This window comes from Arthrobacter terrae (genome assembly GCF_015708085.1).
GTDB lineage: Bacteria > Actinomycetota > Actinomycetes > Actinomycetales > Micrococcaceae > Arthrobacter_M > Arthrobacter_M terrae.
In genome coordinates, this window is record NZ_JADNYM010000025.1 from 28,778 (window position 1) to 43,192 (window position 14,415).

General features: G+C 64.1%; 13 protein-coding genes. 6 read left to right on the top strand and 7 right to left on the bottom strand.

The annotated features are described in order from the left end of the window. Window positions 1–385 precede the first annotated feature (385 nt). The 3 genes from IV500_RS17155 to IV500_RS17165 all read left to right on the top strand — a co-directional run bounded on the left by IV500_RS17155 (window position 386) and on the right by IV500_RS17165 (window position 2,673). Window positions 386–814: a hypothetical protein gene (locus tag IV500_RS17155; RefSeq protein ID WP_196398039.1), complete on the top strand. Its 429-nt coding sequence runs from the start codon at window positions 386–388 to the stop codon at window positions 812–814. Window positions 815–1,312: 498 nt separating this feature from the next. Then, a complete protein-coding gene (locus IV500_RS17160; protein WP_196398040.1) occupies window positions 1,313–2,320 on the top strand; it encodes a DUF4192 domain-containing protein in 1,008 nt (335 codons plus the stop codon). Between the two features lie 179 nt (window positions 2,321–2,499). Then, window positions 2,500–2,673 carry a hypothetical protein gene (locus tag IV500_RS17165; RefSeq protein ID WP_196398041.1) on the top strand — a complete coding sequence of 58 codons (174 nt, stop codon included), beginning with the start codon at window positions 2,500–2,502 and terminating at the stop codon, window positions 2,671–2,673. Between the two features lie 624 nt (window positions 2,674–3,297). Here IV500_RS17165 and IV500_RS17170 read toward each other — a convergent pair. Continuing rightward, entirely contained in the window at window positions 3,298–3,612 is a 315-nt protein-coding gene (locus IV500_RS17170; RefSeq protein ID WP_196398042.1) for a hypothetical protein, read from the bottom strand. 249 nt (window positions 3,613–3,861) lie between these two features. Between IV500_RS17170 and mobC the strand changes: the two genes are divergently transcribed. Genes mobC through IV500_RS17185 form a run of 3 tightly spaced genes read left to right on the top strand, consistent with a single transcriptional unit; the run spans window position 3,862 to window position 7,160 of the window. Beyond that, window positions 3,862–4,254, top strand: coding sequence for a plasmid mobilization relaxosome protein MobC (gene mobC, locus IV500_RS17175; protein WP_196398043.1), 393 nt, complete (start codon window positions 3,862–3,864; stop codon window positions 4,252–4,254). A 2-nt stretch (window positions 4,255–4,256) separates the two neighbouring features. After that, window positions 4,257–5,897, top strand: coding sequence for a relaxase/mobilization nuclease domain-containing protein (locus tag IV500_RS17180; protein WP_196398044.1), 1,641 nt, complete (start codon window positions 4,257–4,259; stop codon window positions 5,895–5,897). A gap of 30 nt (window positions 5,898–5,927) precedes the next feature. Continuing rightward, the gene (locus tag IV500_RS17185; protein WP_196398045.1) at window positions 5,928–7,160 is read left to right on the top strand and encodes a hypothetical protein; all 1,233 of its coding nucleotides are present in this window, start codon (window positions 5,928–5,930) and stop codon (window positions 7,158–7,160) included. Between the two features lie 78 nt (window positions 7,161–7,238). On the opposite strand, the gene IV500_RS17190 is transcribed toward IV500_RS17185, so the two are convergent. From IV500_RS17190 to IV500_RS17215, 6 genes are read right to left on the bottom strand one after another with little or no spacing between them, the layout of a single operon-like run. Further along, a complete protein-coding gene (locus IV500_RS17190) occupies window positions 7,239–7,727 on the bottom strand; it encodes a hypothetical protein (RefSeq protein WP_196398046.1) in 489 nt (162 codons plus the stop codon). Between the two features lie 57 nt (window positions 7,728–7,784). Continuing rightward, window positions 7,785–8,216 (bottom strand): DUF4913 domain-containing protein, encoded by a 432-nt coding sequence (locus IV500_RS17195; protein ID WP_196398047.1) that lies wholly within the window; start codon window positions 8,214–8,216, stop codon window positions 7,785–7,787. An 11-nt stretch (window positions 8,217–8,227) separates the two neighbouring features. Then, entirely contained in the window at window positions 8,228–9,997 is a 1,770-nt protein-coding gene (locus tag IV500_RS17200; protein ID WP_196398048.1) for a type IV secretory system conjugative DNA transfer family protein, read from the bottom strand. Next, a complete protein-coding gene (locus IV500_RS17205; RefSeq protein WP_196398049.1) occupies window positions 9,994–11,589 on the bottom strand; it encodes a helicase HerA domain-containing protein in 1,596 nt (531 codons plus the stop codon). Before IV500_RS17205 ends, IV500_RS17200 begins: the two co-directional genes overlap by 4 nt. After that, window positions 11,589–13,097 (bottom strand): SCO6880 family protein, encoded by a 1,509-nt coding sequence (locus IV500_RS17210; protein WP_196398050.1) that lies wholly within the window; start codon window positions 13,095–13,097, stop codon window positions 11,589–11,591. Before IV500_RS17210 ends, IV500_RS17205 begins: the two co-directional genes overlap by 1 nt. Next, the gene (locus IV500_RS17215; RefSeq protein WP_230855106.1) at window positions 13,084–14,385 is read right to left on the bottom strand and encodes a TrbL/VirB6 family protein; all 1,302 of its coding nucleotides are present in this window, start codon (window positions 14,383–14,385) and stop codon (window positions 13,084–13,086) included. The genes IV500_RS17210 and IV500_RS17215 overlap by 14 nt, the downstream gene beginning before the upstream one ends. Between the last annotated feature and the right edge of the window lie 30 nt (window positions 14,386–14,415).

Consider the following 14,415-nt stretch of genomic DNA (forward strand, 5'->3'; position numbering starts at 1 on the left):
TAGCTCGCACCGGGTTGTCGGGCGTCCGCTGCGCGGCCGGCTGTTGGGGTCGGTTCCGGGCTCCGCAAGCTCCGCCCGGCCCGGACCCGGTTTCTACGCTTCGCGTTTTTTGGTTGCTGTCCTTCGGATTTTACGTGGCCGCTCCGGCCCGTCTAGCCCCTCCTTCGTCGGGGCCTGCGCCCGGGAAAACATGCTCTGGCGCTCCTGCGTCGCTTATTTCCTCCGCATGTTTTCCCTTACCTTGCCCTCAAGGGTAGACAGGCCTCCGTCGGCCACAGCTCCGCAAGCTTCGCCAGCAACCAAAAAACAACGGGGAAAAGAGGAGGGCAGCTGGCCCGGTCACACCGCCCACTCCCCCAGCCTTCGCACAAGGAAAGAGAACACTATGAATGCATTGCGCACCGCGACCGTGACCACCGCCGACACGAAGGAGGTCATCGAAGGCTTGCCCGTCCTTGGCAACTGGTACAACGGCGACGGGTACGACTGGATGGGCCGCGTCGAGGCCCGCGGCTGGCAGGTCATCTCCGGCTGGGGCTGTGACGGCTGGGACCTGGGTAGCTGGCCCTACATCATGATTGCCGGAACCCGGACCCGGGATGAGGCAGGCGAATTGTGGGGCATGGCCAGCTACTGCGAGGGCGATGTCACCACCACGTGGCACCGCACCCGAGATGCCCACTGGGAAGAAATCAGCCGACACGCCCACTTCCACTGGCAAAGCGGACAGTCAGACGGCCCGGCCACGCTCCCGGCAACAGCGGAGAAGATGCCTCCTGAGTGGAAGCGCCCCTACGGCGAACCTCTCGGGTAGAGCACAGGCCGCCGGGCGAGACCCCGGCGTCCGCCGGCGCTCTGCGCCGGTTTAGTACTGCCGGTTCGCGTCCGCTGCGCGGCCGTGAACCGAGGTCCTGGTACTCGCTAGCTCGCACCAGGTTATTGGGCGTCCGCTGCGCGGCCGGCTGTTGAGGTCCGGGCCGGGCTCCGCAAGCTCCGCCCGACCCGACCCATTTCTTCCACGTCTTCGACGTTTTTTGGTTGCTGTCCTTCGGATCATACGTGGCCGCTCCGGCCTGTCTAGCCCCTCCTTCGTCGGGGCCTGCGCCCGGGAAAACATGCTCTGGCGCTCCTGCGTCGCTTATTTCCTCCACACGTTTTCCCTTACCTTGCCCTGAAGGGTAGACAGGCCTCCGTCGGCCACAGCTCCGCAAGCTTCGCCAGCAACCAAAAAACAACGGGGAAAAGAGGAGGGCAGCTGGCCCAGTCACACCGCCCACTCACCCCATCCTTCGCACAAGGAAAAGAGAACACCATGAAAAAGCTCAATATCTCCACTCCCGCCGGCCTGCTGGCCGTGTTCGCCCACACCCTCGGCATGACACCGGTGGAATCGTTCGTGTTGGTGACCTTGCAGGGCGGCCGTCTCGGGGCAACGCTGCGAGTGAACATCCCGACCAACGCCCCCGCCGCCGCCTATGTCCGGACGGTTGTTGACTATCTCCTTAACGATAAGGACGCGGACGGAACGATTTTGGCCGTCTACACGAACGCGGACGGCGAGCAGCCGCACCGCGAATACGTGGAGGCGCTGGAATACGACCTGCTGGCCGCCGGAATGCCCATCCGGCAGGTCCTGCTGGTAAGCCCGGGAGGGTGGAAAGACTACTTCGACACCGACGCCGCCGTGACGGCCTTGGCGTCCATCACGGACAGCGAAGCGAACGCGGACATGATCTTTGCCGGTTCCAACCCGGACGCCGGAAAAGCCCAAGATCGCGAGTTCACCGGGGCACCGGGCAACGCCACCACCATCACCAATATTGCCAGCGGGTTGACGGACGTTGACGCGCTGGACTTCGGCGCCCCGGCCATGATCGGAGCCCGGGCAGCGTGGACAGGCGCCTTGGGCACCGTCCCGGACACCGCGACGGCCTGCCAACTGGTAGCGTACCTGCAGAACGTGGGCTTGCGTGATCGCGTCATCGCCGATTTCATCAACATCAATGATGAGGAATACGGCGCCGTGTTGATCGGGAAAACCAGCACCTGCCCGATGTGGTCACGCGTCGATCAGGGCGAGGCGTTGCTGGTGGAACTGCTGGCACAGACCCCGGGCGAGTTCCGCGCCCCGCTGTACACGATGCTGGGCCACATCAGTTGGTACAAGGGCTGGTCAACCACCGCGGACCAGTACTTGGATAAGGCTTTGACGGCGGCCCCGGGTTACCGGTTGGCTGACTTGCTGAAAAAAATGATTGACCTCGGTTTCCTCCCCGAGGTGGTCAAGAACAAGGCCACCGCTTACCCCGGGGCTTCCTAGCAGGTCAAGGGTTGGGCACCCATCGTCGTTGGGTGCCCAACCCGCGCCTGTGGGCGCGGCGGCCTCCGCCGCACGCTCCCCCGGCCGCATCCACGCTGCGCGGGCGCAGCGACCAGACACGATGTCGGAACGTGACGATAGGCTAGGGAAGCAACGCACCTATTGAAGGAGCCCTTCCCGTGTCAGCGCCGGATATATCCCACCCCGACTTGTTCCTGGAGTACACCCCCGTGGACTCGCGGGCGAGCAAGGCGGAAACACTCCTTGCTGCCAACACCGACCGGACCGCAACGCACGCCGCGGGCGCGGTCGATATGGTTTTCAAGGATCCCCTGGAAGGGTTCACCTGGTAAACCACCACGCAGTTTTTACTGCCCCAAAGATTTTCCCGTGCGAAGGAAAAAGATGAGAGGGCCGGCCCCTGGCCGGCCCTCTCATCTCGTCTGCTGAACCATACGGGGTAGCAGCACCCGCGGACAGTCGGACGTCGCCCGCAACGTAGGATGGACGGGAAGCCCTACCGGGTCGTCCCCCAATAGATCCGGTAGGGCTTTCTCATGCGCAGGCATCAAAGGCGGCGCGCTTGCGTCCTGATCGAAAACCGCGCCCGTGGTGTCAGGTTTTCAGACGCGACCGGGTGTCGGCGTCGCCACAGTCCGCACGGATGCCACCAACGATATTGCTATGCCGTCACCGTCGCCGGCGTGCCGCCTTCAGCATCTTCTTGCCACTACCTTGCCGGGGCACCGGAGGCGGAGATGCCGGCGTTGGTGAAGCCGGCGCCGATGGTGTGGGCTTTGGTGGTGAATACACCGTGTGGAGGCTGTACACATCCGCCACGCGCTTTGGTCACCTCTTGCTGTGTCGGTGCCGTGGCGGTTGTGTGCAGCCGGTTCGCTGGTTCCTGTCGTCCACCATGTGTGCAGGAAAAGACCGAAGGATTAATCTTTTGCTGTGCACATGTGGGCGAGAGGCAGCTAGTGGTGACCGACAGATTCTCCAGCATTCGATGGCTGCCTTGTAGCTGCCGGTTTACGGGCTGCACGTTTGCGGACGCGCAGCTTCTTTTCCGGCTCAGGGAGTCCCGAGGAGCGTAGCTCGTCTGCGTTCCAGCCCGCGCTGAGCGCGGCCTGGTAGCGGCGGGCGTCTTCGTCTTCGGCCTCACTGAGTGCCGCCCGCGCATTGGCGACAGACGTTCGCGACTTCACTAAGGCGCGAACGGAATCCATGCGACTGTTCAGCCGTTTCTGTAGCTCTTGTTCGATCTTCTCTGCGTCAATGTGGGTAGCCATGGCACCCAGCCTAGCCGAGCGGTCTAGTAGCCCGCAGGGCCGACGAAAGAGCAGGCACGGCGAAGCCGTCTACGCGACCGAAGCGGAGAGTATTTCGTAGACGAAAATCTGCCGCGCGGAGCAAGCTATACACTTACAGCCGTGTAAGTGGCTTGTCGCGCTCGACACTGGCGTTCTGGTGCGGCACACTGGTCAGTGTGGTCCCCGGTTTCGGGGTCGCTGCGCTGGGCCTTCGAAAGGATGGATGGGATGGCAGATGAAGAGCCGAACCTGCCTTCCAAACTCTCCCGCCGGCGGCGGGCGAACCGGCCGGCTGGGACGAAGAAGCGGCGCGACGTTTGGGTCACGGCCGAGGAGGAAGCGGCTCTCATCGCTAAGGCTGCGAGCCAGAAAGTGACCGTTCCGAATCTTCTGATGTCGGCGGCCCTGTCGGAGCATTCGGATTCACCGACTGAACGCCGTGCACTGGCAGCGGAACTGATGGCCGTCCACACGTTGCTGGCGCGTTCATCGAACAACATCAACCAGCTCGCCCGGCAGGCTAACGCCACCGGTGAGTTCCCGGTCGAGGCCCGTGAATCGCTGAAGTTCATCCGATCGGTGGCGGTGCGCATTGACCGTGCGTTGGATGGGTTGGTGTAGGGATGATTCCCAACATCACCCGGGGTTCACGGATGGGCGGACTGATGGTTTACCTGGCGTCCACGGATGCGGACAAGACGAAGAACGCGCACACCGAGCCGCACCTGGTGGCCGGTGATGCTGCGATCATGGCGTGGTACGACGATGGCGTCCTGGACCGTGTTGATGCCCTGGCAATAGCGAAGCACCTGGACCGTCCCCGGAAGAACTTCGGCGTCGAGATGAAGGTCAAAAATTTCGAGTGGGACGCGGCCAAGAAGGAACGCATTCATGTCGGCTACAAGGACGCCAGTGTCTGGCACTGCTCAATGAGTTTGCGCGCCGAAGAGGGCGCGCTGACGGATCAGCAGTGGGGCGATATCGCCAACGACTTCATGGACTCCATGGGCTTCACCGAGACCAGCGGAAAGGCGCAGTGCCGCTGGGCCGCGATCAACCACGGCACGTCCGAGAACGGCAACCACCACATCCACCTGGCCGTCTCACTGGTCCGTGAGGATGGCACCAAAGCCTCCACCCACGGTGACTACAAGCGGGCACAGGAAACCTGCCGCGAGTTGGAGGTCAAGTACGGTTTGGAACAGCTCTCCACCGTGCACGCCGCGCGTGGATACGACCAGGCCGAGAAAGCCACCGCTATCCGGGACGAGCGGGAAATGCACCGGTCATCGCTAGCACGGAAAGTACGCGCCAGCGCCAGTGCCTCCGCGACGGAAGCGGAGTTCGTCCGCCGGGCCCGTGGCACCGGCCTATTGGTGCGGCCGCGATACGCGAAGAACACCACTGACGTGATTGTCGGGTACTCGGTAGCTGAGCGACCCAAACGGGGAGAACGTCCTATCTGGTTCGGCGGTGGCACACTGGCCTCTGACCTGAAGCTCGGTGCGTTGCGTGAAGAGTGGATGGACACCCCGCACTTGGCGACGGAGGCTGCAGTGGAGTGGGACGCGGCGGCCCGCAACAAGCGCACCATCTCCAAGACCGGCTCTGAGAATGGAACACCGCCGGCGGAAATGTGGGTTGAGTACACCCGTAACGCGACCGCTCTGGCGGATCAGCTGCGCACCATCCCGCGTGACGATCACGCGACCTGGGCGAAAGCCGCGCGGGACGTTTCCGGTGCGTTCGCGGCATGGTCCTACCGGCTGGAACCGAGACCGGGACCGTTGGCAGCTACGGCCGCTGAACTGTCCCGCACAGCCCAGCTACGAGCACCACGACAGCACAGCAAACCCGTCGCGCTACCGTCGATTGCCGGGACAGCCATGTTGTTCATGGCAGCGTCCAGTAAGAACAAGACGGCCGCCCAAACAGCACTCATGGTGCAGCTGATCAACACCGCCTTCGCCGTCTATGAAATGCATCAGCAGTCCGGACGGACCCGGGAGGCGCAGCGCATCCGTGCAGTGGTCGAGCAACAGCTTGCCCCGTTCACCGGCACCATGCCCGAGGCCTTGCTGGTGGGTGCAGCACAGCAGTCGGCTACGGAAGCAGCAGTGCCGCCCAGGGCAATCGACATCGCCCGGCGCGGCATGGTCCCCATCCGCCCGGGATCAGCAGTGCCCGCAACGCCAACACCGGCGACCCCGACCAAGACCTACCAGCCCAGCCGACGCGATTCCGGGCCGGGCCTGGACCGATAAGACTCACACCACTAGTGCAAGGGGAACACGATGAGTGAATCAGATGGAATGGATGACGTCCTGGACGGCGGGCTACGGCAGTCGCTGATGATCGCCTCACGTATTGCCGAGACTCTGGCCCGTAACCGGCAGGAATCCCAGCGTCAGCAGGAACACCAAGACGCCCAGGTGGCGCACGAAGCACAGGCACGTCTCGCCGCCGAGCGCAGCGCAGCCCACGCAGGGCTGGCTCCTGTGGAAAAGGACCAGTGGTGGGACAAGGCACAGCCCCACGATATCGCGACGGCCCACGCCGTCGCTGAAGGCTGGAAAGACCACGACCCCACCGCACTCGCCGCCTCTGAAAAGATCCGTCAGGAAGTGCTCACCCGCTACGGCATTGACACCCGCGACGTCGGCACTGACGCCGCTTACCTGGAGTCAGGGATCCAGGCCGCCGCCATGGACAAGGTCCGGCAGGACGAGCTGGCCCGCAGCCAGGAAGAGACACGCAAGGCCGCTGCCGAACACGAGAAGGCAATGGGCCTGCTCGCTGCTGCCCGCGTCGAAGAACTTCGCGCACAGGCCGCCGAGCTGGCCCCCGAGATGGAACGCCACCAGGTGCCCGTCGAGTACCTGGCCAACCCCGAACTGGCCCAGGCATTGCAGACCGCCCACAGCGCGAAGGCGCCCGTAGCAGTGGCGGCCGCCGACGCCACCGTGCAGGAACGCCTGTTCCTCATCAGCAAGGACGGGATCAACGGGCTCAACATCGACCAGCTCCGCAAGGAGACCACCGCGAACGTCAACGGCGCCGATGACGCCTACTTTGAGGATCCCCAGTTCGTGAAATCAGCCAAGGACCTGCACGAAGCCAGGCTCCTGGCCGAGGGCGGGTTCGAAGGCTCCGAACGGACGCCCGTGGAACAGCGGTACGAACGCGCCGAAAAGGAACTCTTTACCCGCATGGAAAGCGTCGGCCGCGAAATCGAGAACCGCGTCACGGGCAACGGCAGCCGCCGGCCCACAGATCAGGGCCTCAAAACAGAAACTGCGTCGGCCGCCGGGTACGGCTCAGCCGAACACCACGAGAAGTTCGCGGAGTCCCTGGAACAGAGCGGCGCGAACGAAACCCAGATTCGCGGTCGCCTGGTCGCAGCCCGGAGCGAAGGGACCCACCCCAGCGCAGCGGTAACCATGGACAAAGGCGCAGCCAAGGCCCGAAAGTCGCGCACCGGGGCAACAGTGGGCGCTGAGAGAGGTAAGAACGGTCTAAGTCGATAACCACATGCTCCGGGTGGCTTGGGCTAAAAAGGGTAGAGCGCCAGATGGCGTTCTACCCTTTTGTATGGCGTCCGGCGCCTAGCTTGTCGGCAAGCTAGAACCTTCGGGTTTATCCGAATTCTTCGTCACCGCTTCATCCGAGACGGTCCCTGTCGCTTGGCCCGGGGTAGTTGGCTCTCCTTTGGGCTTGGCGTAGTGGGTAGCGGCCCACGCGACGGCGAAGATTGCCATTATGAGTGCGGCTCCCCACATAACGTATGCCGCTGCTTCCCCGCCTGCTTTGAAGGCAGCGAAAATCAGGCCTCCCAAGGACACGAAAGTTCCAAGCGTGAAACTGGCAAAGTCAACTTTTTCTTTTTGGGACCATCGGCCGTCGGCCGCCGGTACCGGCGCTGGTTTTCCGTAGTGTTTCGCGTGCTCAGCCTCAGCCTCAGTGGTCTTATTGGCACCGTCCAGCACAGTTTTTACGAAAGTGAGCAGCGCGAATATCGCCAATGCCCACAGTATTGATTGATCCAAAATTCCCCATTTCTTCGGTAACCGTATCGATGCTAGCGTGCGTGCCACCCTCTCCTCCATTGACCGGCCGATGCGGGGTAGAAGAAGCGGATGCTGAACCCCCTCTTAGGACTGCTGGGTTCGCACGTCTGGGAACCATCCGTTTGGTGCCTTCTTGGGTTCCAGGTGTTCGGGATCGCGGTGCTTTTGCATGTCGCATTTGTAGAACGGGCCGCGTGGGTCAAGCATCACGCTCATGTGGTGGTCCGCGTGGTCCTTGAACCAGACACTGATGCCCGTGGCTCCGTCCAGCCTGAGGTGTTCCCACGCCCGCCACAAAGCTTCTACCCGCGTGACTGCTTCCGGGTGGTAGTACCACTCGATGCACCACTTCGCGGCGCGGCCGTCGACGTCGCGGACGTACGTTGGCAGCAGCTGCTCGTGCAGGAACTCTTCGGCAGAGCCGTAGACCAGTTCAGCTGGCTTCTGCTCTTCTGCCGAGGGGTCTGCAGGTGTCTCAACGTCGCTTGAGCTGAAGCGGCCGATGTCGGTAGTCATCTCAGAACCTCCTAGCCCGTGACCCAGGGATTAGCGACCGGCGCAGCAGAAACCGGGACAGCCTCTTCTTCGGGTCGCGGGCTGTACTTCTTGATGGACGCTTCTACGGCTTCCTTATGTGGCCCGGTGTACCAGGGCATGGTCCGGACCAGCGTGGCCGGGGCTCCAGAGGCGAGAACCACGGCTCGGCCACGGTCCAGCTCCGCAAGGTTGGAGACATCAAAGATGCGTTCCTTCCCCTCCTGCCGGGACCGGCTGGAGCCGGACTTTCCGGACGAGACGGAGACGTTGATGTAGCTGTAATCACCGATCAGGTCCGAGAGCGCCCGGAGGAAACCTTCCTCGGCCACGCCGCCGCCGTAGACCTTGACGTTCGCGGCCGACCAGATCTTCCGCATGTTCGCCTCCCCCCACAGTTCAACGCCCTGTGACCAGGACTGCAGGATGCCCATGACGATCAATCCCTTGGAGCCGTAATGGCTGAACTGATCCGGCAGCCCGGCCCAGCGGACCACGTTGGCCAACTCATCCAGGGCGAACAGTGCAGGTTTGAGCAGGCGGCCACCGCTGCGCTCGGCCCTTTCTTCCATGGCCTCGGCGATGGCCACCGTCAAAGCTGTGGTGAGCGGGGCGGCCGAACCGGCGCCTTCCTTGGAGAGGATGTAGATCGTCTCCTGTGAGGCTGAGAAAGCGTGCGGGTTGAACTGCCGGCGTGGGTCCGTGGCCACGGACGCGCCGCGGGCTGGGGCGACCCAGCGCAGTGTGTTCCTGCTCTTGAGGCACTGGATCATTTTCTCGGCGGTGCCGAAGATACCGTCGCGTTGCTTGTCGGCCAGCTTCAGCGTGGACTCCAGGCCCTTGTATTGCAGTTCGTAGTCATGTTCTTTGAGGATTTCGATGGGTTCCTGGCTGACCTGCTCGGTCACCCACAGATACACCTGCGTGATTGGTAACTTCCCGAGGGCGGCGGCGAGGAAGTACGAGGAGAGGATGTCTTCGGCCTTGGGGTCGAAGTAGGCATCCGGCTTGGATCCCGGGACCCGTGAACCAACGGCGAAGTGCTGGGTGAGTTTGTAGGCCTTCTCTTCGTCGGTGACGTAGGAGAGCGGGTTCCACCACCAGTCTGGTTGCTCTTGTGCGATTTTCTGCGGATCGAAGACCCACACCGAGGCCGTGACCTCGCGGACGCCACGGGTACCGTCCACCACGTCCCGCTTGTTCGAGGTCGAGACGACAGCACCGGGTGCGTCCAGGATCGCAGGCATCACCCGGGAGGTCGACTTACCGGTCCGGGGCCCCCAGATATCGAGGCTGAGGTCTTCCCAGGACTGAATGAACGTCTGGCCGGTGGAGACGACTTTGCCGACCACGATGCCCGGGGTGTCCTTCACGCCAAGGCGCTCGGCCGTGGCTTTGGCGCCCTTTTCGGAGAACGCGGCCAGGGACTTCCCTCGGCCCAGGTAGCGGGCGGCTTTATCCACACGGGCGCGCTTGGACGCGCCATTCTTCCAAGCCACGAGCACGACGATGGCCAGGACCACGATCACGGCGGCCATGAGGGCCGCGGCGACGGTCGACTGGACGGGCCAGGGCACGCGGCCCTTGGCCAGCCCGGCGATCAGGTCAATCGGGTGGCCCGGGGGTGGCTGGATGCCGGCCATCCAGGAGCCGAGATGGGCGGCTGCGTAGGTCCCGCCGCCGAAGACGACGATTAAGCCGATGACCAGCCAGACCAGCAGGGCGTCGCCGAGGCCCATTCCTTTACGGTTCGGTGCACTCACGGTGTTCCTCCTTCGGTGGCCAGCTCCGAATCTCCGGGCTCCATGAGCGTTTCAGTTGGTGTGCGCCAGCGGGTGTTGGTGTCGTTCAGTCCTTCGTCCTGTTCGATGGACGTGAGCCCGATCTGCACGGGGATTCCGGGGCGGCCGCCGACCTTGATGAGGAATTTCCCACGACCGGGAGGTTCGACGTCGGTCCCGCGTGAGTCCCACGCGGGCGGGTCCTGCCACCCGATGAGTTTCTGCTGTTCCTGTCGGGAGAGGGGTATCGCTGAGGTCAGTAATGGCATCTCCGAGGCTGGCAGGCCGCCACAGATCACCATTCCGGAACGCTCCACGAATCCGCGTGCCTTCATCCGGTCCTCTTCCGCTGGCAAGGCCAGCAGATCTGACATGGTGTGGGAAATCATGATCTGCCCAACACCGACGGAGCGGTTCAAGCGGGTCAGGGCGTCCACCCGGTCGACCATGCCCTTACCGGATCGTAGCGCCCGCCACAGCTCGTCCAAGACCACGAAGTAGTTCCGGCGCGGCTCCAGGTGCGCGTCGGCGAGGGCGTTGGCGACGTTGACGGTCCCGAAGCCGTAGGACCAGCACGCGAGCAGCACGGCGGCCTGCAGGTCCGTTTCGGTTTCGTCGATGCTGGAGACATCGAAGACCACGGCACGGTCCCGTTTCATCGGGTTGGTGGTTTGCCGGGAGAAGATTTCTCCCAGCTTCCCGCCGCCGGTCAGGCCGAGCAGGGTTGCTTCCAGTGCCCGGGTTTCCTGCAGGTAGACGGTCATGTCGCCGCGGTCCAGTGCGACTTGGCGCAGCTCATCCGGGGCGGACACAATCACATCCAAAAGGTCCTTCAGAACGGGAACACCGTTGACCCGGTCATCGAGGACCCGCAAGGCCCGGTCCAGGATGGTTTGTTCCTGATCAGTGGGCGGGTTGTTCCGGCTGATCGTGATGAGGGAGACGACCATGTTCAGCCGCCGGCCATGGGCGTCGGCTCGGACACGGGTCGCTGCTTCGTGGTGCCCGTGGTCTTGAAGGAGTTGGGCGACTTCGACGGCCTGCCCGGGATCGAGGATATTCAGGTACCCCACGCCCCGGCCCAGAGAGATCACCTGGCCACCGAGTGCCTGGACGGCTTTGATGTGCTCGCCCTTCAAATCCCCCAGGACCAGCGCATTCACGCCCTGGCCGGAGAGGCCTAAGAACATGCGACGCACCAGCGTGGACTTCCCCAGGCCGGGTTTGCCCAGGATGAACGCTGAGGGGTTGGAGATGAGCCGGGCGCGCTGGAACCAGCTGATCGGATCACAGCAGACCGTGGCCTGGGTTTCCTCATGACGTCCCAGCGGGACCCCGATCATGGGTGAGGACGCACCGGAGGAAAACGGCCACAGCCCACAGACCTGGACCGTGGTTCCCCGGTATTCCTTCACGGACGGCACGAGGGCGGCCATGCCCCCGCCGCGTCCGGTCCAGCCACGGGCGCCGGGCCCGGCCTCCCGGGGCTGCTTCTCAGCCTTACTTTTGGGGGCAGCTTTTGCTGGCTTTACTGTCTTTGCTGTCATTGACGTCAGAAACTTTTTGAGAGCCATTAGAGGGCATCCTTGATTTCGGTGGGCAGCATGCTGTGCTTGGGTAACACCAGTCCCAGGGGCAGTGAGGCTGCGAACGCGGTGTCCTGCGCACCGTAAGCCCGGCGCAAAAGGACCCGGGCGGTACCGGAGGTCTGTTCAATGGCGGCGACGGCGTCTGTGAGGCGTTCCTTGTCGGTCACGGTGGCCGTGACGACGAGGCCGAAGTTCACCAGCCCGGCGCCCTGGGCTTCCTCGGCCGCGCTCTGGGCGGCGGAGCGGGCATCGACGAGGGCACGGGCGGAGGGCCGGTTCCCGGAGGTGATGCGGACGTTGGCGTTGTTCTGGTCCCGCTCCACCACCGCCGCTGCCCGGGCGGAATCCATCGGACGGTACAGCAGGGAAATCCGTTTACGGTCAATGTCCCCGTGCGGGGCCAGCAGCCGGGACAGGACCGAGGAGTTCACCGACCCGCGCGGTGCCCCGGTCATCGTCCAGGACGCTGAGAACGCACCCTCGTGCCGGTAGGTCTCCCAGCTGGCCTGAGCCGCGGTCGGGCCGACCTCACCCCAGGTCAGGGACACCGGGGAGCCGGCGGCGTGGGCCTGATCAATGATCAAAGCTGCCGGCGGGTCGTAGGCGATCCTCACGACTTCGCAGAGTTCCTGCGCGGACATCGGACGGGCGATCCCGGCGCCGGTGGACTGCAGCCGGGCCGACAGGCCCGGGATCCGGGAGGCCAGCTCACGGGCCACATCTTCAGGTGCGCGTTTCTTCGACCCTGTCCGCAGTGCGGCGTTGAATGTCAGGGACACCCAGGCCCGGACCGTGGCGGAGCCTTCCGGGTAGGTGTCCACGACCTCGCGCAGGATCGCCTGCGCAAAGGCCGGGGCGTGCGGGTCGATGTTCATCATGACTTCGTTGCGGAGCCGGTAGCCGGAATCCGGGGCGGTCTCCACCGTCACGGCCGCGGCGTCCAGGCCGGCCTCATCGGCGAGCCCAGCCAGCCAGCCGCCCCAATTCGCGACCCACGCATCCACCTGCTCCGGATCCACCAGGGACGCGCCGTCGGGTTCGGTGGAGAAGATCACGGTGTAGTGGCCGGTCGTGGGTATGTGCAGGAGCGCGAAAGGGCGTTTGTAGGAGTCAGTGAATTCGTACAGGGTCGACTTCGCTGCCAGCCCGGGGAGTTGGTACATGCCCCACGGCGTCACCCCGAGCGGGCCGGAACGATACAGATTCGCACCCGAAGACCTGGAGAGCCGGAAGCTCAGCCGTGTTCCGACACGGTCCACCACGGACTGGCCGTGCTTGTCTTTCACGCTCAGCAACAGGGCGCTGGTCCCGGCCACGGCCAGGACCGTCAGGCCCGGGAGCAAACCGGCAAGGGCGAAGCTGATGATACCGGCCAACAGTCCGGCCATGACTATCCCGGTGCCGATCGTGCCGAGGTTCCCCAGGCCCGCTGAGCGCGGGACCCGCCAGTTGCCGTAGGACGGTTCCTTATAGTCGGTGCTAATTGCTGCCACTGGGGCCCTCCTGTGGTGAGTCGTGCCGGGTTGAATCCTGCGCTGCCTGTTGTGCGGCCTGTCCGGCCCTGGCCGCCAGTTGTGCTCCAGCGGCGACGACGAGCCCGGCCGGCCCGGCAGCCGCCCCCGCCCCCGACGCTGCACCGGCACCGGCAGTGCCGGCAGCAGCTCCAGCCCCCGCCCCAGCTCCTGCAGTCCCCGCGGTTGCGGTGCCTGCAGTACCAGCTCCTGTGGTTCCTGCGGTAGCAGTGGTTGTGGTGCTGGTGGCTCCGCCCGGGCCTGTGGGACCGGTCGAGCCCGGCGTCGGCAGTCCACCGCCTCCCTGGGGTCCGGGTGTTCCGTCACTGCCCTTCGGAGAGGTGCCGGGTTGGTCACTGTGCGTGCTCGCTGGTGTCGGGGCGGCATTTCCTTTGCCGCTGCCGCTGCGCCCCAGGGAGACAGCGCCTGTGGCCATGGCACCAACGGCCATCCCGGCCCCGGCACCGCCGCCGGAGGCAACGGCGCCTACCATTGGCGTGACGAACCGCATGAGCGCCGGCAACGCGAACAGGGCGACAACCATCAGCGTGAACCCGGTGATGGACCCGATCAAAGTGTCCTTCCCAGTGTTGTTTCCCATCAGGAGGAACGCGACCGAGTACACGATCGCCGCGGCGGGTTTGTAGAGGATGAAAGCCAGGGTCCAGCCGACTGCTTTTTGGAACCACTGCCTGCCCATCTCGGTGTTCGTGAAAGCGGCCGTGGTGGGCAGGATACCGGCCAGGATCACCAGCATGCCGCTGCGGATGACCATCAGGACGATCTGGACGAGGGAGGCAAGTAACCCGATCAGTCCCAGGATGATGAGGATAAACACCCCAACGCCGGTGGGGGTGATCAGGACGACGATGTGCATTGCCTCAGCAAAGCCCTTACCATCCGTGGAACGGTTGATGATGGACGCTGAGAAAGCATCCGCTGCGATGACCAGGATCGAGATGACACCCAGGCCCAGACCCGAGACCACGGTGAGCGTGACCAGAGAGCGTAAAAGCTCTTTCAACGGTGCCCCGCGCTGTTCCCAGATCATTCGGATGCCACCGACAATGACGGCGAGGACCGCTAACGCCACCGTCCAGACCATCAATTCGCTGTTCACTATCGACACGACCGGGCTCGGCGTCGTTCCGTCTGCACTGGCCAGATTCACCGTCGGCGTGGACACCCAGAACGTCGACAGTGTCGTCACCATCTGACTCATGCCCTCCATAATGGCTTTCGCCATATTGCCCATGGCATCGTTGCTCAAATCAGAGACGGCGTTGCCAACCCCACACCC